We start from the raw sequence: 22,111 nt of genomic DNA, 5'->3' as shown, positions 1-22,111 counted from the left end.
AGCTTCCTGAGTAACCATCATGTCTCAAAAAAACGAAACCACGGTTCTCGTCTTAGCCCTCCTGCTCACTGCTGCCTTACTAGGCGGTGGCTTTTGGTGGTTTACTAAGCGATCTGGTGTTGACCTCGGTCGTTTAAACCAAACCACCAACCCCAGTGATTCTGCTACCAATAACCCGGAAAATCAGCCGGAAAATCAGTCCGCTCGTTCTACTCCCTCCACAGGTGAAGGCTTTCCCCAAGTCCAGAAGGTTCCTACTGGGCTGTTTAGCTACGGTGGTAGCACCTCTTGGGCACCGATTCGGCTCTCCGTAGACTCTCGGATGCAAGCGGCGCGACCTGAGTTTCGGCTGCGCTATGTTGAGCCAAATACGGGCCCTGCTAGCTCTGGTGCTGGCATCAGAATGTTACTAGACGGGAAAATTGACTTCGCCCAATCCTCGCGACCGATTCTGCCGAGCGAGTATAACCAGGCACAGCAGCGAGGGTTCGGTCTTAAAGAGATTGCGATCGCAATTGATGGATTGGCAGTCGCGGTTAACCCAAATCTGAATATCCCAGGTTTGACCTTAGATCAGTTGAAATCTATCTATACGGGCAAGATTACTAACTGGAAAGAATTAGGCGGTTCGGATATCCCAATTAAGCCGTATTCTCGTTCTCCGAATGCTGGGGGGACGGTGGAACTATTTGTGGAAGAAGTCTTAAACGCTCAACCTTTTAGTGCCAATGTTGAATTTGTCTCTACCACGACTCAAGCACTGCAAAAACTTGGTAGTAGCCCAGGAGGAATTTACTTTGCCTCTGCGCCTGAAGTAGTGCCACAATGTAGCATCAAGCCTTTGCCGGTTGGGCGGAGAGCGGGTGAATTTGTAGCGCCTTACCAAGAGCCTTTCGTGCCGCTGCAAACGTGCCCTAATCAACGCAATCAGCTAAATATTCAGGCTTTTCAAACGGGTCAGTATCCCCTGACTCGGAAGCTATTTGTGATTATTAAACAGAATGGTCAGAGAGAACAGCAAGCGGGTGAAGCTTATGCGAATTTGTTGCAGGTAGAACAAGGACAGCAACTGATTTCTGAAGCTGGATTTGTCAGGCTCCGCTAAATACTCTCGTTTAAGAGGTGATTTAAACTAAATATTTCAACGCGAAAAAGAATTTAATTAGACTTATCAATAAGCCCTATTTCTTCCTGCTTAACCATCCATGTCCCATAAAAATGAAACAACGGTTCTTGTTCTGTCCCTATTGATTACAGCAGGTCTGTTGGGGGCTGGTTATTGGTGGTTTAAGAGCAATTCCAGTACCCCAAATACTCCGGAAAATCCGGATTCGGTGCAATCAAGTCCAGTTCCTATCGCACCAAGTCCTATCAGCCCTCGAATTAGTATAGGAGAAAAATCTTTAGTAACGGCGAATGCTAACTCCGAGAAACAAGCAGGAGTGCAAGCATTTGCAAGCGGGGATTTTGCTAGCGCGATCGCTAACTTCCAATCATCCCTCCAAGCGAACCGCAACAATCCAGAGGCTTTAATTTATCTCAATAATGCCCGGATCGGCAAGCAAATTAGCTATACCATTGCCGCATCCGTGCCAATTGGCACGGATGTCAATGGAGCTTTAGAAATGTTGCGGGGCGTCGCTCAAGCTCAAACTGAAATTAATCAAGCTGGGGGAATTAAAGGAATTCCGGTGAAAGTAGCGATCGCGAATGACGACAATAATCCAGAAATTGCTAAACAAATTGCTACCGCCTTAGTCAATAATCCAGACGTGTTGGGTGTTGTCGGCCCTTATGCCAGCGATGTCACTTTGGCGGCAGGAACTACTTATAATGATGGGAAATTAGTCGTCATTTCCCCTACTAGCACTTCAATTAAACTTTCCGGTTTTAGCCGCTACGTTTTTCGGACGGTTCCCAGTGACTATGTGGCAGCAAGAGCATTATCTGACTATATGCTCAACAAATTGCAACGGAAAAATGCAGCGGTTTTCTTTAATTCCCGGAGTGCCTATAGCCAATCGTTGAAATCGGAATTTGTCACTGCCGTATCTTTGGGAGGCGGACAAGTATCGAATGAGTTTGACTTATCCGAACCCGGTTTTAGTGCTGCCAGAAGTATCGATCTCGCGATCGCTCAAGGTGCCGAAGTGCTAATGTTAGCAGCGAATACAGACACTTTAGACAAAGCCCTGCAAGTCGTGCAGCTAAACCGCAAACGATTAAAGCTCTTGGGGGGAGATGATGTTTACACACCCAAGACTTTGGAGGTGGGCGGTGAGGCAGCAGTTGAGATGGTGCTGGCAGTGCCTTGGCATATCAATAACGATCCGACTTCTAACTTTCCCCGCCAATCCAGACAACTTTGGGGTGGCGATGTCAGTTGGCGTACCGCTTTATCTTATGACGCCACCCAGGCTTTGATTGCAGCCTTGCAACGCAATCCTACCCGAACCGGAGTGCAAAAAGCCCTCATTTCATCGGATTTCTCGCCCAGCGGGGCATCTGGCGTCATCCGGTTTTTACCGTCAGGCGATCGCAATGCTGCCGTCATTTTAGTCCGCATTCAACGGGGCACCATCTCAGGAACCGGCTATGATTTTGTACCCGTTCGTCCTTAATCCGCTGCTACCTATAAAAGAGGAATCGTCAGGACAACAAACTGATGGCAATCCATCCAAAAAGCTAATTATTGTTAACACTCAAAGCGGATGCCGGTAAACACAGCAAATTATCCCCTTGAGTTCTAATTAATCCTTTTTGACGTAACTTACCCATTAACCGAGTCACGGTGACGCGGGTAGAACCAATGGCACTACCAATTTGGGCATGAGTCAGGGGAAAGGGCAGGCAGTAACCGCTATCTTGAGGTTCGCCAAATTCTTCGATCAACAGCGTCAGGAAGCCCAACAGCCGATCGATTGTCCGTCGCTGTCCTAGAGTACTCAGCCACAGTAGCTTGCGCTGGTGCTGATACCGAAACGCATCAAAGACCTCGCGACGGAAGTGAGGCCAGTTGTCTAGGTCATGCCAGTACATCCAAACTACAGAAGTTTGATCGACGTGGGCATAAGCCTGAAGGGTAAACGGTGACTGGGCAACAATTTCAAATGGTTGTCCTGCACCCACAAAGCCTAAAAAAGCTTCTTCTGGACTCAAACGTAGGGCTTTAGCAGCGGAAGAACTGGTGTTGGCACTAACTTGAGCTGTGCCGACTAGGCGGACGGCACCTCGTTGGACTAGATACAAAAGTCCTGGTCTCGCTGGAATCCGCTCATCTTTACTGAAAGTTCGATAACGGTAGTGTTCCTGCGCCCAGTCTAGAATCCGTTGCCAGGTTAAAAACGGTCGAGATACCTCTGATGTGGAGGATGGTGAATGCATAAGTGGCAGCGATGATCTTTTATAAATTTTACCAGGCTTACAAGGTAGCAAAAAATACTTCCTTACGCGCCTGCTGGAGTTAGATATTATTCTGGGAAAGTTCTAACCTTAGGTAGAGGGCAGAAAAGTAGACTAGATAAGCGGAATACGCTTTTGAAAGGGAGGGAGTGAGAAGGTGAATTTACCGGCTGTTGATTGCCCATCGCTGAAGCAGCAGGTGCTTATTCAGCTACAAGCAGCTATCGGTTTGTACAGAGAAAGGTACATTTTCGACAAGGACGCGATCGCTTCACATCTGCCAGAGAAAAATCTGCTGTTGAGTGCTAAGCCAATCGGGGGTGCCGAAATCCCTCTCCAGAGATTTCAGGAAGATACGAGCCTCCGATACAGGTCAAGTGTCGCTCTCAAACTTGCGGCTCTCTGGCACCTGCCCGCCCTGGACATTGCAACGGAGCTAGCTGCCTATCTCTGTACTAGCGTTGATGACGCTCAGAAAAAGGCGGGTTTACAAAATTTGACAATTCAAGTGATTCCTCCTGGTTTCATTGATTTCCAACTCACCGATGCGGAAATAGCCCGTTGGTTGCAGCTTTTAGTAGCAGACGAACTGATTAGCACTCACCGAATTCCCGATGCCCAAGTCTCAATTCCCAATTCCCAATTCCCGATTACTTGCCCCCAACCTCTATCAAGTCTTTCAAAAGTGCAGTACATCCATGCCCGTTGCTGCTCTTTGCTGCGCTTAGGGCATCGGGAGAAGATAATCCAGCTCAAGGACTCGCCCGCGCTGAGGCTGATCTACCCAGAGCCAATTCCTTGGCTGACTGCGGACAGCAAACTCCAGTTGGTTCATCCAGCAGAACGCCGCTTAATCGCCCAGTTGCTGGGGCTGCTAGATGAACTGAGGGACATGAATCAACCAAAGTGGGGAAAACGGGCGTTTGATGCTGCTCAGGCTTTTGAAACCTTTTACAGTGAATGTCGCATTTTTGGCGAAGTGAAGACTCAGACGCCTCATCTGGCGCAGGCAAGATTGGGATTAGTGGGGGGAACTCGCACAATTTTGAAATTCCTCTTGCAACACAGGCTGGGCATCTTGGCACCCATCGAACTTTAGTTTCACCACTAGTTTCACCACTGCCTATCCCTAGTTAGAAAATTTTGTAAAAAGCACTAGACAAATGGAATGATGTCGAATATGATTGCTCTTGTGTGAGGAGCGAACCAGTGAGGGGACCGAGACGAAACACGGCCAGTCGTCGGTCCTCTTTCTGATCTAAAGGGTTTTAAAGTAGAAACGTTTCAATGGCAGCGGCGGCACCATCTTTCTCTACACTAGGAGCCACCCACTGCGCGATCGCTTGAACATCTACGGGCGCATCCCCCATCGCGACACCAATCCCAGCGTATTCAAGCATTTCCAAATCATTAAAGTTATCCCCAATCGCCATGACATTAGTGGCATCTAACCCTAATATCTCTTCGGCTAAGTAACGCACTGCCGTTCCTTTATTCACACTGGGGTGAGTCGCTTCAAAGAAAGTTGCGACAGAGGTGGTTAGGTAAAGTTCGGCTGGGGTGTAACGCTTTCGTAACGTTCCGAGCAAATTTTCAATTACAGTCGTGTCGTCACAGAGCGCTAAAACTTTTGTCGGTTCAGCAATCGAAAGAGTGTTCCGCAGGTCGCCAACAACGATAGGCTGGATGCCGGAGCGTTCTGAATAAGCTTTGGTTGCCGATGTCAGTTCTCTAACATATAACTGGTCATTGATGTAGAAGTGGACAGAAAGGAGCGATCGCAATTCCGGCTCCTCAAAGTGTTCCAACAATTGCAATACCATTGGCTCAGAAACGGGCGAGTGACGCAGAACTTGCTGGGTGACGGGGTCTTGAATCCAAGCACCTTGATAAGCCATCACCGGCAACGTCGAGCCAACATCTTGATGGAAGCGCACAGCAGAACGATACATCCGACCTGTAGCGATCGCAACGTGAATCCCTTTTGCTTGAACGGCACGAATTGCCCGAAGTACAGGTTCTCTGATAGTGTTGGAGACACCGGCAATCGTGCCATCAATATCTAAAACTAATAATCGAATCGCCTTGGCATCTAAACTGGGAGTGCTGACCTCAACTACCTGGTTAGAAAAAGAAGAATTTGACATGAGTTGTTCGTTGTTCGTTGTTCGTTGCTAGAGTAACCAAACTTCTAAACACTAACAACCAAAAACTAATAACTCCTTAAAATGCTATGACTGAGGCAAAGAATCGCTATCGCGCCAGTCGTCGGGTTCTATTTACGACGCTTTGGCTCACCTTGTTCGTTTTATCAATTAAAGTTTCAGCAGGTTGGACAACGCGATCGCTCAGTCTGCTAGCGGAGTCGCTGCACACTGTGATTACTAGCTTTAGTATCTTGTTGAGTTTGCTGGTCACTGCCGCACCCGACCGCCTAGCAGGGCGCGAGGTGCATGGTCATAGCAAACTGGAAAGCGTGGCAACGCTTCTACTCGTAGCTTTTTTGGGCTTTGCCTGCTTAAATTTGCTGGGGATGTCTGCTCAACAGCTAGCCGCTGCGACGAGGGTTGTCGATCTGCCGTTTCCTACCGAAGTGAGTCTACCCCTGATTCAATTGCTGGGAGTAGTTGTCACCGCTACCCTGGCTCTCGCGCTCATCGGCGTGTACCAAGCCAGAGTTTTAAATAGCCCTGCTGTACGGTTTAATGCCATTCAGTTGTTAAAAGATGTGGGACTGACCCTCTTAGTGCTAGCAGGCTTGGTAGGAGTGATGTGGGGTCTATTCTGGCTCGATGTAATGCTGGCAGTTGTGTTAGTTCTTCTAGCCGTGAGAAGTTGTTGGTACGTGGTGAATTGGCAGTTACCGCTGATGATGCAGCAGACTGCGATCGCTCCTGAAGTTTTGGCGCAAATTGCCCGTCAGGTTGGAGGCGTCACCCACTGTTACCAGATTGAATCGCGAGGAATTGTCGGGCGTTTGGTATTGGTGCAGATGCATCTAATTCTGCATCCAGAGTTTATGGGGATTGCTTCTTTAATTGCCGAGCGCATTGAGTTAGCAATTCGAGAGCGTTACGGCCCCATTCAAGCCATTTTCTATATTGATGATGATGTTCGAGAGCTAGAAAACTACAGCTTCTCTAACCCAAATTTAGACGTGAATGGGATTCGTTATCGACGAGATGAAACACACAGCCAAAATTAATCTTAAGGGACGCTTCCGGTCGTTGAACTAGCACTTCATCCCAATTCCCGCTTGTTGATGCTTCACTTGCAATTCGTTTTTTATCCCCCAATTGATCGGGGGTTGGCGGATTAAAATGTCAACCAAATTTTGCCAGATTTGCCTTGACTGCCCACTCCCCTTAGTAATTTTTCATCGCCCGTTCCATATCGCGTCTATCATCGCGCCGCTTGATGTCTTCGCGCTTGTCGTGTAGCTTTTTACCCTTGCCAAGACCCAAACTGATTTTAATCCAACCCCCCTTCAAATACATTTTCAGAGGGATTAACGTTAAGCCTTGCTGTTCCACCTTGCCAATCAGCTTGCGAATTTCCTGACGGTGTAGTAGCAATTTGCGAGTGCGGCGGGGGTCATGGTTGAAAAACGCACCGATGCCTTTGTAGGGGGAAATGTGGACATTCAGCAGCCATATCTCACCATCGCGAATCAGGGCATAGCCATCTCGTAAATTGGCCTGACCCATACGAATCGATTTGACCTCGGTACCCGTTAACTCGATTCCCGCCTCATAGGTTTCCAAAATTTCATAAAGGAAACGGGCTTGCCGATTATCGCTAAGAATTTTTATCCCTTCGTTCTTTTCACTCATTACAGCCCAGATGTGGAAAACCTTCCCTTAACGTAGCCTTAAAATAGAACCCGTTGCAATAGACTCCAGAGGGAGCCGGGAAGCAGATCGTCGATCAATTCCCCCTTCTGGGAATGAGTCTTAGGGTAACTTCTTGAAGGCGGCTACCAGGATTGATATCTCGATACCTCGCCCCCGTTTCCCTGCTTCTAAATATATCTGGGCGCTCTACTGCAATCTGAGCAGCGGATTGGGCAGCTTTTTCAGCTTCCGCCTTTTTTTCGGCTTCCGCTTGGAGATACTGCTTTTCGGCATACTCCGTACTCTTGGCTAAAGCTCTGGTGTAGGTAGGGGTGTCTTGGGGAATCTGTTGGAGATAATTTAACGCACCTGCAAAGTCCGTTACGAATGCCCGCTCGTAGGCTTGTTGTAACAAATAATCAGCTTTGATATGTTGCTTTTTTGTATATTCTGCAATTTTCGGTTGAATTTTTGCTCCGGCAGGCGTTTCTTGAGGAATTAATTTGAGATAGTTTAGGGCGCTGGTAAAGTCTTTTTCGGCTGCTCGCTCGTAGGCTTTTTTTAATAATTTTTGAGATTCTTCTTCCATCTTGGGTTGAGTTTTCTGCACAAGTGGCTCTATCTTTTTTTGCCAGTAGGCAATTTTTGGCATCTTACGAGCTGCCTCTAGCACATCTAACCACCGGCTTTCCTTAAATGCTTGTTCGGCGGCTTGAAATTGAGCGGCAGCGGTATGCCATTCTTGGCTCCACTCGCGTGCGGTAGCTTGAGCTTCTGGATAGATGGGACTTTTTTCGGGAATAGATTTTGCCAGAGCGATCGCGCTTTGGAAATCTCCCTTCTGATATTTGTCCTGTGCTGTAACTAAAATGTCTGATGAAGACTCTGACGGAAAAGCATTTAGCAGAGAATAAAGTCCGCCGGTTATCACTAAACTATTCGCCGCAATTCCGATTCCAAGTCCAGTCAGAATCGGAGAATGTTGAGGTTTGTAAGAGCGAGTATTTCCCTCTGTTTTACTTGAGTTTTGAGGGGAAATTTCTTTAATTGTGGCTTTTTGAGGTTCTTTTTTGTGACGATGAACGACTGCCTTCTGTACGGGTGGCTGGTTGGTTGTCTTGACGACAGGCTTCTGGCTTCCATCCAACGACTGGAGGGCTTGCAATACCTCCGAAGCTGACTGGTAGCGGCTTTTGAAGTGGTAGCGTACCATTTTGTTCAGGACAGGAACTAAGCGATCGCTCAGGACACGCATTGAGGGTCTGCTGATAAAAAGGTGCTGCCAGATCAGCTCACCCGTCTCAGGATCTTCTTTTAATTGTGCAGGTTCCACGCCGGTTAATGCTTGGATAGCGATCGCTCCCAACGCATAGATATCACTATTCCGGCGGGGATGTCCGATGAGTTGCTCTGAGGGAATGTAGCCTAAGCCACCGACGGCTAGGGTCGTTTTGCTCTGTGCTAGATCGGGCTGTGCTAGATCGGGCTGTGTTAAATCGGGAATTGAATGCTGTGACTGTGCTGCACCAAAATCTACTAGAAATAATTGGCTATCCTCTGCGCGTCTGACTAAATTATTCGGGTTGAGGTCGCCATGAATGATGCCGTGGCTGTGAACAAATGCCAGAATATGCAAGACTTGTTGCAGCATTTCTACAACTTCGGTTTCTGTCCAGCGTTTGACGCAGCCTTGACTCATCGGCAGTTCTGCACTCAGCGGATGTCCTTGAATAAATTCTTGTACTAAATAAAATTCTTGGTTTTCTTCAAAGAATTCCAACAGATGGGGAATTCGGGTATACTTGCCAAGTTTTGTCAGGATTTCTGTTTCGCTACGGAACCGACGCCTTGCACTTTCCAAACTGTTGGGTTCTGAACTTGCATGGCTAAAGTGCTTGACAACGTATTTTGGGTTGCCTACTTGGTCAATGTCTTCAGCAATATAGGTCTGTCCAAAAACTCCAGACATCAGGAGTTGGACAATTTGGTAACGCCCTTTTATTAATTTCCCGATCATGGAGTAAATTGCTAGCTCGTTATCCAGTGAATTTTCAAACCACATCTAGATAATTTTTCAGCAATTCACATCTATTTCCGGAACTCAGTGATATGTGTTACACACCTAGGTGCAAATAAATCTAAAATCGCGCCCAGATACCAGAACCCGACTTTCTCAAATAAAGAGTTATTTATAGTTTTGTTGTGCCCATACGCTCATGCTGAGACTCTTTACCTCGTTTAGAAGCCTACAGTGTTTAGAAGCTTACAGTTGAGGGTGTATTTCTCAACTTGCACCCCGATGATGGTTCAAAAAATCCAAGTTTATTGCTGTGCCAAGAATGTTTTTAGGGTTTGTAGAGGCTTTCGGGTCGGAAAGCCTCTACTTTTTACATCAATGTTGACAGACCACTCTCTAGATACCAATCGTTACAGTTCACTGTAGTGGCGTCGCGGGTGGTATGGCTGGTGTAATCGATGGGGTCGTTGGTGTTACGCCTGGTGTGGTCGGCGGTATAACGGGTGTTACGGGCGAAATCCCTGGTGTGGTCGGCGGTATAACGGGGGTCACGGGCGGAATCCCTGGTGTGGTTGGCGGTATCACGGGTGTCACGGGCGGAATCCCTGGTGTGATTGGCGGGATTACGCCTGGTGTGGTTGGCGGGGTTACGCCTGGTGTGATTGGCGGGGTTACGCCTGGTGTGGTTGGTGGGATTGCGGGAGTTACGCCTGGTGTGGTTGGCGGGGTTACGCCTGGTGTGGTTGGTGTACCTGGGGCGCTAGATTGGGCAAGACCTAACGTAGAGAGAGCGAGAGGCGCTGAAAAGGCTAGAAGCGTAGCAAAGACAAACTTTTTTATCATTGGTGTGGATATGGTTAACTTTTATCAAAAGAGCCTGGTTGCATATTGACAAAAGTATGTTTCAGCTCACCAGCAATCCCCTTGCTATGGGTAGAGTCAATCGCCTACCCTGAGAAAGACGTTTGAGCTGAGAGCGAGCGCGCGATGGGGGGTTGACTGGAAGCGGCGGCGTGTCCAGTGAAGCGATCGCATCAAATCACCTGATGGATTGCTTTCACCCATGTAGGTGGAGTTAGGCAAGTTCTTCTGTGCCAAAATCGATTTCAATGATTGCGCGATTTTTCTGCGAAGACGCTTTCCCAACGGTAACTGCTACGAAACCACATGAACTTAACGATCGGACAAACACTGGGAGGACACTACCAAATCATGAACTCCTTGGGGGGAGGAGGGTTTGGTCAAACATATCTTGCCCAAGATATGTATCTTCCTGGCACGCCTCGATGCGTTGTTAAGCTACTCAAGCCTCAAGCAACCGATCCCCAGACGTTGCAAACCGCGAGACGCCTCTTCGAGACGGAAGCAAAAGTTCTGCACCAGTTAGGGAATCACGATCGGATTCCTCGGCTTTTTGCTTACTTCGAGGAAAATCAAGAGTTTTATCTGGTTCAAGAATTCATTGAAGGTGGCGATCTTAGCCAGGAACTCCCCACAGGTGGTAGCAGTGGAGTCATCCCGCCGCTATCTGAAGATGAAGTGATTTCTCTATTACAAGAAATTTTAGAAATATTAGAATTTGTTCATCAACAAAATGTTATTCACCGCGATATTAACCCGCGAAATTTAATTAGACGCAAACAAGATAATAAATTAGTTTTAATTGATTTTGGTGCAGTTAAACGAATTAGCACTCAAATAATTAATGGAGCTAAAAGTAGCTTGACTGTTGCCATTGGCACTCCCGGCTACTTGCCCAGCGAACAAGCGAACGGAAACCCCAAGTTAAGCAGTGATATCTATGCGGTAGGCATGATAGGAATTCAGGCTCTCACCGGCTTATTTCCTAACGAATTACCAGAAGATCCTAATACGGGTGAAATTATTTGGCGCAACCATTCCTCAGTCAGCAACTCCCTGGCAAATGTGTTAGACAAAATGGTGCGTTATGATTTTCGGCAGCGCTACCGATCTGCTGCTGAAGCATTGCAAGCTCTGAAAGATTTGAAGATACCAACGGGTGTCACAATGATGGTTTCACCCTCTGTCAAATCACCTGTTCGTCCGACAAGCCAGAAAAAAAACAAAAAATCGCGTTCCCTTCCCTGGAAAATTTTAATTTCAACAATTGCCCTAGGATTGGGAACGGGGGCAGCCATTTTCATGGTTAATTTTATTAACTCTTCTAATGCGACTGACTTGTATAACCAAGGCAAGACATTTTCAGAATTAAATCGAAATGAAGAAGCGCTTAATGCTTATGACAAAGCCCTTAAAATTAGACCAGACTATCTAGAAGCGTGGAATGGTCGCGGTCAAATCCTCTTCAACCTGAATAAATACAAAGAAGCGATCGAAGCTTACGACAAAGCCATTCAGATTAGCCCAGAATCCTTTGAAGCTTGGGCGGGTCGGGGCTATGCGCTAGATAAATTGGAGCAATACAAAGAGGGGATTGATTCTTTTGAGAAAGCTTTAAGCATTAATCCCAATTCACCAGAAGTTTGGAATGGTCGCGGTGAAGCAATGACGAATTTGCAGCAATATCAAGAAGCGATTGAATCTTTTGATAAGGCGGTGCAATTTAAGCCGGACTACTATCAAGCTTGGTACAGTAGGGGCTGGACGCTGCACAATTTGCAAAAATACGAGGAAGCGATCGCGTCTTATGACAAAGCTGTAGAATCCAAATCCGACTACTCCCAAGCTTGGTACAATCGGGGTAACTCGCTAATGAGCTTACAACGTTATCAAGACGCGATTGAATCTTATGACAAGGCGGTAAGATTTCAACCGAATCACTTCAAAGCTTGGTATAGCCGGGGGAATGCGTTAGTGAATTTGCAGCAATATAAAGATGCAATTGACTCGTATACACAAGTTACTAAAATTCAGCCAAATTACTCTAAAGGCTGGTACGGGATTGGTTGGTCGCTGCATCAATTACAACGATATGAAGAAGCGATCGCTTCCTATAACCAAGCCTTAAAATTTAATCGGGGCGATTACCTCATTTGGTACAATCGAGGCAATTTACTTTATAACTTGAAACAATATCAAGAAGCGATCGCGTCTTATAATCGAGCCGTTGCCATCAAGCCAGATCACTACGAAAGCTGGTTCAGCCGAGGGAATGCGTTGTTTAACGTAAAGCGGTACGAAGAAGCGATCGCTTCTTATGACAAAGCGATTCGATACAAGTCAGATTACCAGCAAGCCATAGAAGCCAAACAGCGATCGCAGGATCAACTGAAGCAGGAAAAAGAAAAGCTAACTCAAAAATCAGGTGCAGAGTCAGATAAACCAGAAAAGCCGAAGCGTGAGAAAAAGAAATAAGCTGCTGTGCGTTTAAAATAGATAGCGATCGCGCTCTTGATTTAATTACAGGCGCGATCGCATTCAAGATGATATCTTCTTAAGCTGACACGAAACTTTTTGCTTTTACAGATGCCTCGCCATTCAAAACTTTGTAATAGCAAATAGTTACAATCCGCTGTAACTAAGCAATGCTAGACTTTACAAGTCTCAATGCGGAGAACAAGACATACCCAATCATATACAACACACAACGTCAATTCGGGTGCAACACTTTCCCAAGGGTGCAAGGGTGCAGACGGGAGATGCCCCTCTACGGCATTGAGGGTAAAGGTCAGGTTACTTCGGGGGAGCCATTCGTCTTCTTGTTTCACGTACCAGCCGATGCGATCGCCAAACTTCTCATATATTTCATAGTCACACGAACCCGGTTTCCCACCGACGCTTTCCCAGATGCGCTTTTGCACGCTAAAGCCAAAGCGCCCATTGCTGTATTTTATCCAGAGAGTGTCAATCGTGCCGAGGTCGGCACAGGGAAATTTATCTATATCGTTTGATGTGACATCCCACCAGTCTTCTTGACCGATTGCCTCTAGTATCCTGTCTCCTGTTTCTTGATCTGCTTCTTCCCAGTTCCTAGATGCTAGTAACTTTCGCAGTTTGTTGTAATCTATTCCCCTCTCAGAACTCAAATCGTCACCAGTAACCTCTGGAACCAACATCTGCAACCACTCCTCCATTGATTGAGGGCGGTTTTCCGGTTCTAATGCCATCCCTGCCAGAATTGCCTGATTCAACTCTTTGCTAATCCTGGGATTGTGTTGCTGTGGTGCCACTAAATCAGCGCTGTGATACCTGCGATCCCAAGCAGTTGCCGGATATTCACGAGTAACGGCATAGTACAGTGAGGCAGCGAGACAGTACACATCTACGGTAGGCGCTACACTACCCTTCATTTGCTCGTAGGGAGCAAAATCTTTATTGGCAAAATGTCTTGAAGTAGGGCTTTTAGGAAGAATTTCTCCAGCCAACCCAAAATCTATCAAAATAGCTTGAGACAGACGGGATAAATCAGCATCTCTACCTGGACGCAGCATGATGTTACCCGGATGGGTATCTCGATGTACCAGCTTCGCTTGATGTATGAATGCCAAAGCATCCCCAACCTGACGAATATACTCCACCGCCTCAGTTTCAGGTAACGCCCCCTTGCACTCTACTGCGTGAGATAAGTTTTCCCCTGGAATATACTCCATCACCAAGCAAGGCATATCGCCTTCCTCAAATAAGTCGCTAACCCGCACAATATGGGGATGAGGATTGGCACACAGTTGGGCTAGCAGTTGGGCTTCTTTGATAAACCGCTCTACATACCGGGCATATTCTCGATCTTTTCTCAAAAACGGGTTGGGAGTTTTGATCACAAATGTTAGATGATTCAGCCTCCCATGCCTTGCTTTGTAAGTAACCCCAAATCCTCCTTGCCCTAGAATGCTGTCAATGACGTACTTGCCATTGTCCAACTGTTGCCCTGCCGTCCAAAACATAATTAAAATTTCTCTAGGACTACATTCATTTTTACACAGGCTTTTTAGTCCATTACATCTCAGTTAACGATGTTAAGTGCCAGGAAAATTACCCTAGTTGTGAGATGCCAGTGGTTCAGATACCCGACTTCTTTAAGAAGTCGGGTATCTCGCCTTCACGAATTATTGGTGGAATATATCTGGGGCATAGAAATGCAATACCCCTAGTTTTTTGGCAGCGATTTAATAGGCGAACTTTGTGTTTTTGAAGTGGTAGCTGGCGATGGTTCTGAAGAGGGTGGCGAGGAAGGATTGACGAAAATAGATTTCAATTGATCGCCATATACTGTTAACAACACCCCCACCAAAATTGATACTACCCCAATCACCACTGCTATCCACAAATTTGCGACTCCTAACTTAACTTGTTGCTCTGCTAATCGTGTCTGTCTATCTGATTCCGCTTCAATCTGCGAATTAGGGATACCAGTCGCCTCACGCTTCCATCCCAAATCGTCCAGCCATTCCTCTACTGACTTAGGGCGCTCTTTAGCATCTAGTTCCATTCCCCGAAGAATAGCGCGATTTACTTTATCACTTATCTGAGGATTGATTTCTTTTGGTGGCTTCAAAGGAGTATTGTTAAGCTGACGCTCCTTTGCACTGGTGGGCAGTTGTCCTGTTAATAAGTTGTATAGCGTTGCGGCTAGGGAATAAATATCGGTATAAGCTCCTAATTCAGCAGTTCGGGAATAAAGTTCAGGCGCAGCAAAATTTGGTTCAGCCTCCGTATCAAGAACGCTTGCACTCAACTTGCGGTCAAAATCCCGCGCTAACCCAAAATCAATTAAAACAGCCTCACTCTTACCCGACCTAATCATAATATTGGCTGGTTTCACATCCCGATGCACCATCTGCTTCTGATGCACCACCATTAAAGCTTCACCAATCTGCTGAATATAACAGCGAGCTTCTTCAATTGATAAAATAGCGCTTTGTCGATGGGCTAGATCAATTCCAGCAACATACTCCATCGCAATACACCACAGTTCTTTGTTTTGGGATGGCTCCTGTTCTAGAAACGGTTCCTCAAGCATCCGCACAATATGAGGATGTTGGCATTTAGCCAGTTTGAATGCTTCTTTAACAAAGTTTTGCTGAAACCTGTTAAAGTCCGAGTTATTCAGCAGAGCATCACCCAGGGTTTTTATGACAACCCTTTCACCTTTGGCATTAGCGAGATAGGTAATACCAAAGCGACCCCCTCCAAGCACTTTCTCGATAGTGTACTTGCCGTTCTGTAACGAATGTCCAGCCGCCCAAGCCATTGCTCACAAATTTAAAACGATTGGGTTAATTCTGGCACAAAGCTCCTGAGAAAGCTGGCGCTGAATTTTCGTAACTGCTTACTGCTCCTAATTCCGGTGATTATTACTGTACCGAATTCTGGCTCCTGCCCATTGCAACTTTTCGCGGAGGGTCTGGTAATAAGAATAGTTTTCCCGCAAAATAATGAACTTAGCAAGACAATTTGCCATGCGAATATCAACGCGCTGTCCGGGCCAAATGGCAGTTGCCAAGACGCCATCCATCCATAGTTTAGTGTTTAGCTCGTAGTCAGCCAAAGGCCAAACGCTGACGACAGAACCAGAAGGGATGACAATTGGGCGACTCGCCAGACTTAGCGGGCAGATGGGCGTAACGGTAATCGCTTCCATGCCAGAGTGGACAATCGGGCCATTGGCAGAGATGGTGTAGCAAGTGGAGCCAGTGGGAGTAGAAACAATCAGTCCATCTCCCTGATATTGATCGACCACCTCGCCATCAATTTCCATTTCTAATATCGAGGTAATCATGCGGTCGGCAGAGGCAGGTTTGATGCACATTTCATTGAGTGCAAGGTAGCGATCGCTCACAGGTTCTAAATTCGTGCGATTTCCCTCAAATAACGCCGCCTGCAACATCATCCGCCGCTCGATTGCATAGCGATATTCACTAAGTCTGTCCCAAAGTTGCTCCGTATCTTGAAAATCCTCAAACGGCTGGGTTAAAAATCCCAGGTGTCCCCCCACATTTACCGCCAAAATCGGGATTTTCTCTGGAGATAGATGCCGCGCCGCAGCCAAAGCCGTACCATCGCCGCCCAATACTATCGCCACGTCGATGGGATGCATTGCAGAAGCCAAAAACACTGGGTAGGGGTTATCCTTTGCCCCACTTGGCCCCATCAGTACGTGGCAATTGCGTTTTTCCAGTTGTTTGGCGCACTTTTCTGCCCAGCTACGGCTGAGGGGATCTCCCGCCTTGTGTGCAATAATGACGTTTTTTAGCTCCAATTTGCCTTTACTCAATCGAAGTTAGCTATTTTTCAAGATACCTATCGCTTTGCATTTGGGCTACCTTTCCGTTTTTTAACCCTGTCCCTGCCCCTCCCCGTTCACGGGGAAGGGTTCCATATTCCCCTCTCCGTTCACGGAGAGAGGTTAGGGGTGAGGTTCCACTGTTTAGGCATCGCTATTCTGCCAAAGATAGGCAAGTTGTCTCTGCGGGCATTGAAGGCAGAAAATCGGCTAAACCCAAGTAGCGAATTCCTTCTGGGGTAACTTCAAAGCGACAGGGTAATACTTCCACCCCTTGGGCGATCGCATCGCGCAATAATTTTCCATACAGTGGATCGGTAGTGTCTCCAGGCGCAAAATGAGTACAGTCACCGCGATTCACAAAATAAAGCATTACCGCCCGCATCTGAGGAATTAACGCGGTCAGTTCCCGCAGATGCTTTTGTCCTCGTGTCGTGACTGTATCGGGAAATAGCACCAGTTTCCCTTGCGCCCAAGTCGTGCTTTTGACTTCCAAATAAATGGGTAAATCGGAGTCATTACCAGTCAGTAAAAAATCTACCCGGCTATTTTTTTCTACTCCATAGGGCACCTCAAAACGAACTTGGCTGTAATTGCCCAATGTTGGGAACAGGAACTTTTCTAGTGCTAACTTAACGACCCGATTAGGCAAAGCGGTATTCACTCCCACCCAAGTCGGTTCGGTATCGTAAACTTGAATCATTTCCCAGGTATAGGGCAATTTCCGCTTGGGATTGTCGCTATACGACACCTGCACGGGACTACCGGGCGTTGAAACCCCAGTCATTGGGCCGGTATTTGGACAATGGGCGGTAATAACCTCCCCGGACGCAAGTTCAATATCGGCAAAGAAACGCTTGTAGCGTTTGAGCAAAATTCCGGAGGAGAGAGTCGGGTAGCGGTAGAGCCAATCCATAGTATTTTTGGTAAGCCAGGGAAATCGTAAAGGAGCGCAAAGGAGATTTTAACTTGGCGTACCTTGGGGTTAACCTTTGCGTTTAAATAAGATGAGCCAATTGAGGGATTGTTAACCGTTCGTGACTGAAAAGCAGAAAACCGCTCGGACACTCGCTAGCATTGCCGGAATTGTGGCAATTGCTACGCTGATTAGTAAAATTTTTGGGTTGGTGCGTCAACAAGCGATCGCCGCCGCTTTTGGCGTGGGTGTCGTTGCCGATGCCTACAACTACGCTTATGTGATTCCTGGCTTTTTGCTGATCTTACTGGGCGGCATCAATGGCCCTTTTCACAGTGCGATTGTCAGCGTTTTAGCCAAGCAGCGCGACAAATCGGAAGCCGCGCCTTTAGTGGAGACGATTACAACGATGGTAGGCGGAATACTGCTACTCGTCACGATCGTCTTAATCCTGTTTGCGGGTGTTTTTATTAACCTGGTAGCACCCGGTTTAAGCGAGACGCCGCAAGGAATGGAAGTAAGAGCGATCGCGATCCAGCAGTTACAGATCATGGCTCCGATGGCACTGATGGCTGGGCTGATTGGGATTGGCTTTGGCACCCTCAATGCGGCGGATATGTACTGGCTACCCTCGGTTAGTCCCTTATTCTCCAGCATTACCGTAATTGGCGGGCTGGCAATCTTGGCGCTACAACTCGGCAACCAAATCAACCTACCCCAATACGCCCAACTGGGGGGGCTGGTTTTGGCGGGGGGAAGCCTTGCCGGTGCCGTGTTGCAGTGGCTAGTCCAACTCGTTGCCCAATGGCGGGCTGGCTTGGGTAAGTTACGCTTGCGGTTTGACTGGCATCAGCCAGGAGTCAAGGATGTCCTGAAGGTAATGGGACCGGCGACGCTTTCCTCTGGGATGCTGCAAATTAACCTCTACACCGATTTATTTTTCGCCTCGTATATCCCCACAGCCGCGGCTGCCATGACCTATGCGGGGCTTCTAGTTCAAACGCCCCTAGGAATTATCTCGAATGTAATTTTAGTCCCCCTGCTGCCGGTTTTTTCGCGACTCTCTGCCCCTGAAAATTGGCCCGAACTCAAGCAACGAATTCGTCAAGGATTACTCCTGACTGCGATTACCATGTTGCCTTTGAGTGCCCTGATGATAACGCTAGCAGTCCCCATCGTCCAAGTAATCTATCAACGCGGAGCCTTTAAGTCTGGGGCATCTGAGTTGGTGGCTTCATTGCTAATTGCTTATGGGATTGGGATGTTTGTCTACTTGGGGCGCGATGTACTGGTGCGGGTATTTTATGCCTTGGGCGATGGAGAGACGCCCTTTCGCATCAGTATCGTGAATATCTTCTTGAATGCTCTGCTAGATTTTATTCTTGTTCAACGTTTTGGCGCACCCGGTTTGATTTTAGCCACAGTGACGGTGAATACCATTTCAGTCGTGGCACTCGTTTGGATTTTGAATCGCAAGCTTAACGGCTTGCCTTGGCAAGAGTGGAGTTTGCCAATTTTGGGTTTGACAGGTGCTAGCTTTGTGGCTGGTTTAGCGAGTTGGGGTGTCAGTACAGGTTTTCAACAAGTCTGGAATGCGAATGGGTTGCTGGTGCAGTTGTTGCAACTTAGTGTCGCTGGGTTAGTCGGCTTAGGCGTTTATGCTTTGTTGGCGACGCGGCTAAATTTGCCAGAAGTCGATATTTTTGTGTCGCGGATTCGCCAACGCTTTGCGAGGTAGCGATCGCACTTGAACCAGCTCAATCAGGTGTATGAAACAATACCAAACCTGAAGAGGAAGGTGTGATATCTAACAGTAAGCCCAGATGAGTATTGAGGATTGGCTCATCTAGCTTAGCGATCGCAACCCTTGATCATCATGAAGACACTTAAAGCATATCTTGTCAGCTTATTTGACAAAGAGTTTATCCCGACCGGATTGAAAACGGCTCTATTTGTCGGGACTCTTTTGTTTTTGATCAATCATGGGGTTGCCTTTTTCCGAGGCGGAATGACGCGCGATCGTTGGATTTCTGTATTACTAACCTACCTAATGCCTTATCTGGTTAGTGTTTACGGTCAATACGCTTATCGTCGCAAGTTAATCAAAACTTCTGCGTATCAAACTAAACATTTTTAGTAATGCAACTAACTCTTGCCAACCGGTTTCGGATCGGGCAGACGTAATCCTCTTCCCCTTCCCTAGGGAAGGGGAAGGGAAAAGCTACAGCTTGTTTATAGGTTGCGCTGGAATTCTTCCAGAAGCTCCATCAGGTTTGCCTGACACTGCGTAGGCAACAAATCCACTAGAGGAACTTCCCGCTTCCCGCCGCCTAACTTGACGGGAATATTTTGCAGGACTTTCGACACCTGATTTTCATCTAGAGACTTATCAGCCAATAGGGGATACAACTTTTCTGCCACAACCGTATGCAGCTTGGCATCTTGCAAATAGAGGTGCCATTTAGCCACATCGATGTAAACGTTTTCGCCGATTTCGGCGGCGAGGGATTCAATTGCTTCAGAAGTGTTGGTTCTAGCCATAGGATTTACTTTGGTTATGCGGATAGGGAATCTAATGCTTTCATTGCAATTGATCCCCGTCCGAGTTTTAATCCACGAAAAGCAAGAGACAGCGATCTATCTTTAGGTAGTTTTTTTGGATTTCTCTTTGGTTTTGGGCTGGAATCCTAAACCAGCACTAGTATTTGCAGATTCGGCTACTGGGTCGGAATAATCTGCGAGTGCAAAGATATACAGAGCGTGGGTAGCTAAGACTAACGCCCATCCGCCTGTCACCCAGGTTGCCCAAGGCCATGTAGCATTCTGCAAGTTGTGGAAAAACCACAAGCCAGAATTACAGGCACCAAAAATCGCCACATGGATGGCAAAATTCATTCTATCGTCGAGGCGACGATAGGCGGGGTCATTACGGTCTGGTTTTCGAGGCCAACGAGGAGGCATGGAAGTGATGAATTATAAGTTATGAGTTATGAGTTGTTAGCGCTAACAACTAAATTCATTCTAAGCCGCTAACTGCCCTGTCCCTGGCGCAGGTAATCTCCCGACTTGCCACCCGTCTTACTCACCAAGCGAATCGATTCAATCACCATCCCTTTTTCCAACGCTTTCGCCATGTCGTAGAGGGTAAGTGCAGCGACAGAAACGGCTGTTAGCGCTTCCATTTCCACGCCAGTTTCCGCCTTGGTGACGACTTCCGCTTGAATCTGATATCCCGGCAACTGGGCGTCAGGCACGATATGAACTTCTACTTTATGAATTGGCAAGGGATGACACAGGGGAATTAGCTCAGAAGTCTGCTTTGCTGCCATAATCCCAGCCAATCTCGCAGTTCCCAGTACATCTCCTTTCGGCGCGTTCCCCGCCTGAATCGCCTCAAATGTCTCTAGCAACATCCGCACTTGTGCCGCAGCAACAGCATGGCGTCGAGTTTGTTCTTTGCCGGAAACATCTACCATCTGAGCCTCACCGTGGGCATCCAGATGAGTGAGCGGTTGATTTTGAGAAAAATTTTGCGTCATACGGTTAGGCTATGCTATTATAAGTTTCTGGCAAGGGCTTGTAGCTCAGTGGACTAGAGCACGTGGCTACGGACCACGGTGTCGGGGGTTCGAATCCCTCCTAGCCCGTTAAACAAGGCAAAAGTTAAAACTTTTGCCTTGTTTTTTTATATCAACTTATTATTGCGCTAACCTGAGCGATCGCATCCTCCCAAGCAAAGCGAGATCGCTAGCAATGAATGCTCATCCAACCAGGCAACTCAATATAATTGGTTGGGTTGCTTAATATCTCAGTGGAAGCAGCATTTCAATTTTTATCTGTCCGTGTTTTGGCGTTAAGATACCGTAAAGTTATGAATGGGAGAAATTAGTATTGTCACTTTGTTTTCATGTGCGAACACTACGAAATGGGCATATAAAATGAGGCTCTTTTATGAAACCTGTTCCGCATAAGGGTCAACTGAAAACATGGAAGGACGATCGGGGTTTCGGCTTTATACAACCTAGTGATGCAGGTAAAGAAGTTTTTCTTCATATCAGTGCGCTCAAAGGGGCAAGCCGCCGCCCAAAAGTAGGGGATACAATTTTTTACGAGTTAACAACTGAGGCAAATGGAAAAGTTCGTGCCTCCAATGCGTCAATTGAAGGGATTGCACCTCAATCTTTTCGTGATAAGAATAAGCGAAACGCGACAAAACACGGACTGCAAAAGGTTATTCGCATTGCTATAGTAGGTCTTATTGCGATTGTGGCAATGAAACTTAGCGACAGCCGTTCTCCGGAATATAGTGGTAGCCGTTCTTCATCTCCAAATACATTTGTTACATCTGTTACAAAACCAAGATGCAATATTAAAGGAAACATTTCCGTTGGAACGGGAAACAAGATTTACCACGTTCTGGGGGGTGAGGATTATGAGTCAACACGAATTGAGCCAGCAAGTGGGGAGAAGTGGTTTTGCACAGAGGCAGAGGCGATAGCAAATGGTTGGCGTAAATCGCCGAGGTAGTATTAGCAGTCCAACACTTTGCTACACCGAAGTGATAGAGAAAGCATTCAACTGAGTCCAAGTAGTTATAGCTGTCGCCAGTTCAGTTAGGACGTAGAGTGGTGATAGAAGTGACTGGAAACTCTGTGATGGCAAAAGCTTACAGTTATGACTTACGCCGGAAGGTCATCCAAGCAATCGAGTTAGATGGACTCAACAAGAGTGAAGTGAGCGAG

At 47.1% G+C, this 22,111-nt stretch carries 20 protein-coding genes, 1 tRNA gene and 1 pseudogene; 11 read left to right on the top strand and 11 right to left on the bottom strand.

Annotated elements, in window-relative coordinates; genetic code table 11:
* The first annotated feature begins 19 nt into the window (after positions 1-19).
* Both H6H02_RS22995 and H6H02_RS22990 read left to right on the top strand, forming a co-directional pair.
* Complete coding sequence (locus H6H02_RS22995) at positions 20-1,105, top strand: PstS family phosphate ABC transporter substrate-binding protein (RefSeq protein ID WP_190822158.1); 1,086 nt, start codon at positions 20-22, stop codon at positions 1,103-1,105.
* Between the two features lie 100 nt (positions 1,106-1,205).
* A complete protein-coding gene (locus H6H02_RS22990; protein WP_190822156.1) occupies positions 1,206-2,621 on the top strand; it encodes an ABC transporter substrate-binding protein in 1,416 nt (471 codons plus the stop codon).
* A gap of 64 nt (positions 2,622-2,685) precedes the next feature.
* On the opposite strand, the gene H6H02_RS22985 is transcribed toward H6H02_RS22990, so the two are convergent.
* Positions 2,686-3,384 (bottom strand): Crp/Fnr family transcriptional regulator, encoded by a 699-nt coding sequence (locus H6H02_RS22985; protein WP_190822154.1) that lies wholly within the window; start codon positions 3,382-3,384, stop codon positions 2,686-2,688.
* Positions 3,385-3,559: 175 nt separating this feature from the next.
* On the opposite strand from H6H02_RS22985, the gene H6H02_RS27970 reads away from it, so the two are divergent.
* Entirely contained in the window at positions 3,560-4,501 is a 942-nt protein-coding gene (locus tag H6H02_RS27970; protein WP_190822152.1) for a DALR anticodon-binding domain-containing protein, read from the top strand.
* 169 nt (positions 4,502-4,670) lie between these two features.
* Here H6H02_RS27970 and H6H02_RS22975 read toward each other — a convergent pair whose 3' ends face one another.
* Positions 4,671-5,549, bottom strand: coding sequence for a Cof-type HAD-IIB family hydrolase (locus tag H6H02_RS22975; RefSeq protein ID WP_190822150.1), 879 nt, complete (start codon positions 5,547-5,549; stop codon positions 4,671-4,673).
* Positions 5,550-5,635: 86 nt separating this feature from the next.
* Here H6H02_RS22975 and H6H02_RS22970 point away from each other — a divergent pair, with 86 nt between their 5' ends.
* Complete coding sequence (locus tag H6H02_RS22970) at positions 5,636-6,607, top strand: cation transporter (protein ID WP_190822148.1); 972 nt, start codon at positions 5,636-5,638, stop codon at positions 6,605-6,607.
* Positions 6,608-6,767: 160 nt separating this feature from the next.
* On the opposite strand, the gene smpB is transcribed toward H6H02_RS22970, so the two are convergent.
* Positions 6,768-7,235, bottom strand: a complete 468-nt coding sequence (gene smpB, locus H6H02_RS22965) for an SsrA-binding protein SmpB (RefSeq protein WP_190822145.1) — start codon at positions 7,233-7,235, stop codon at positions 6,768-6,770.
* 94 nt (positions 7,236-7,329) lie between these two features.
* Positions 7,330-9,252 (bottom strand): serine/threonine-protein kinase, encoded by a 1,923-nt coding sequence (locus tag H6H02_RS22960; RefSeq protein ID WP_190822143.1) that lies wholly within the window; start codon positions 9,250-9,252, stop codon positions 7,330-7,332.
* 442 nt (positions 9,253-9,694) lie between these two features.
* On the opposite strand from H6H02_RS22960, the gene H6H02_RS22955 reads away from it, so the two are divergent.
* Both H6H02_RS22955 and H6H02_RS22950 read left to right on the top strand, forming a co-directional pair.
* A complete protein-coding gene (locus H6H02_RS22955) occupies positions 9,695-10,144 on the top strand; it encodes a hypothetical protein (RefSeq protein ID WP_190822141.1) in 450 nt (149 codons plus the stop codon).
* 275 nt (positions 10,145-10,419) lie between these two features.
* Complete coding sequence (locus H6H02_RS22950; RefSeq protein ID WP_190822139.1) at positions 10,420-12,588, top strand: serine/threonine-protein kinase; 2,169 nt, start codon at positions 10,420-10,422, stop codon at positions 12,586-12,588.
* Positions 12,589-12,761: 173 nt separating this feature from the next.
* On the opposite strand, the gene H6H02_RS22945 is transcribed toward H6H02_RS22950, so the two are convergent.
* The 4 genes from H6H02_RS22945 to sfsA all read right to left on the bottom strand — a co-directional run bounded on the left by H6H02_RS22945 (position 12,762) and on the right by sfsA (position 17,369).
* On the bottom strand, positions 12,762-14,114 hold the full coding sequence (locus H6H02_RS22945; protein WP_190822136.1) for a serine/threonine-protein kinase: 1,353 nt from the start codon (positions 14,112-14,114) through the stop codon (positions 12,762-12,764).
* 203 nt (positions 14,115-14,317) lie between these two features.
* Positions 14,318-15,421, bottom strand: a complete 1,104-nt coding sequence (locus H6H02_RS22940) for a serine/threonine-protein kinase (protein ID WP_190822134.1) — start codon at positions 15,419-15,421, stop codon at positions 14,318-14,320.
* Between the two features lie 87 nt (positions 15,422-15,508).
* Entirely contained in the window at positions 15,509-16,429 is a 921-nt protein-coding gene (locus H6H02_RS22935) for an NAD(+) kinase (protein ID WP_190822209.1), read from the bottom strand.
* Positions 16,430-16,607: 178 nt separating this feature from the next.
* The gene (gene sfsA / locus H6H02_RS22930; protein ID WP_190822132.1) at positions 16,608-17,369 is read right to left on the bottom strand and encodes a DNA/RNA nuclease SfsA; all 762 of its coding nucleotides are present in this window, start codon (positions 17,367-17,369) and stop codon (positions 16,608-16,610) included.
* 121 nt (positions 17,370-17,490) lie between these two features.
* Here sfsA and murJ point away from each other — a divergent pair, with 121 nt between their 5' ends.
* The gene (murJ, locus tag H6H02_RS22925; protein WP_190822130.1) at positions 17,491-19,107 is read left to right on the top strand and encodes a murein biosynthesis integral membrane protein MurJ; all 1,617 of its coding nucleotides are present in this window, start codon (positions 17,491-17,493) and stop codon (positions 19,105-19,107) included.
* A gap of 138 nt (positions 19,108-19,245) precedes the next feature.
* Positions 19,246-19,506 (top strand): nitrate/nitrite transporter NrtS, encoded by a 261-nt coding sequence (gene nrtS / locus H6H02_RS22920; RefSeq protein WP_190822127.1) that lies wholly within the window; start codon positions 19,246-19,248, stop codon positions 19,504-19,506.
* 95 nt (positions 19,507-19,601) lie between these two features.
* Here the strand turns inward: nrtS and H6H02_RS22915 are convergent, their stop codons facing one another.
* The 3 genes from H6H02_RS22915 to moaC all read right to left on the bottom strand — a co-directional run bounded on the left by H6H02_RS22915 (position 19,602) and on the right by moaC (position 20,908).
* Positions 19,602-19,910 carry a DUF3181 family protein gene (locus H6H02_RS22915; RefSeq protein ID WP_190822125.1) on the bottom strand — a complete coding sequence of 103 codons (309 nt, stop codon included), beginning with the start codon at positions 19,908-19,910 and terminating at the stop codon, positions 19,602-19,604.
* Between the two features lie 102 nt (positions 19,911-20,012).
* Complete coding sequence (locus H6H02_RS22910) at positions 20,013-20,330, bottom strand: 2TM domain-containing protein (protein WP_190822123.1); 318 nt, start codon at positions 20,328-20,330, stop codon at positions 20,013-20,015.
* A gap of 68 nt (positions 20,331-20,398) precedes the next feature.
* Positions 20,399-20,908 carry a cyclic pyranopterin monophosphate synthase MoaC gene (gene moaC / locus H6H02_RS22905; RefSeq protein WP_190822121.1) on the bottom strand — a complete coding sequence of 170 codons (510 nt, stop codon included), beginning with the start codon at positions 20,906-20,908 and terminating at the stop codon, positions 20,399-20,401.
* 34 nt (positions 20,909-20,942) lie between these two features.
* On the opposite strand from moaC, the gene H6H02_RS22900 reads away from it, so the two are divergent.
* The 3 genes and pseudogenes from H6H02_RS22900 to H6H02_RS22890 all read left to right on the top strand — a co-directional run.
* Positions 20,943-21,016 (top strand) — tRNA-Arg (locus tag H6H02_RS22900).
* A 304-nt stretch (positions 21,017-21,320) separates the two neighbouring features.
* The gene (locus H6H02_RS22895) at positions 21,321-21,896 is read left to right on the top strand and encodes a cold shock domain-containing protein (protein WP_190822119.1); all 576 of its coding nucleotides are present in this window, start codon (positions 21,321-21,323) and stop codon (positions 21,894-21,896) included.
* Positions 21,897-22,024: 128 nt separating this feature from the next.
* A pseudogene (locus H6H02_RS22890) lies at positions 22,025-22,111 on the top strand (IS630 family transposase); the annotation flags it as partial.

Origin of the sequence: Coleofasciculus sp. FACHB-1120, assembly GCF_014698845.1 — a bacterium.
GTDB lineage: Bacteria > Cyanobacteriota > Cyanobacteriia > Cyanobacteriales > FACHB-T130 > FACHB-T130.
The sequence above is the reverse complement of the archived record's forward strand: the minus strand, read 5'-3'. Positions and strand labels throughout refer to the sequence as shown.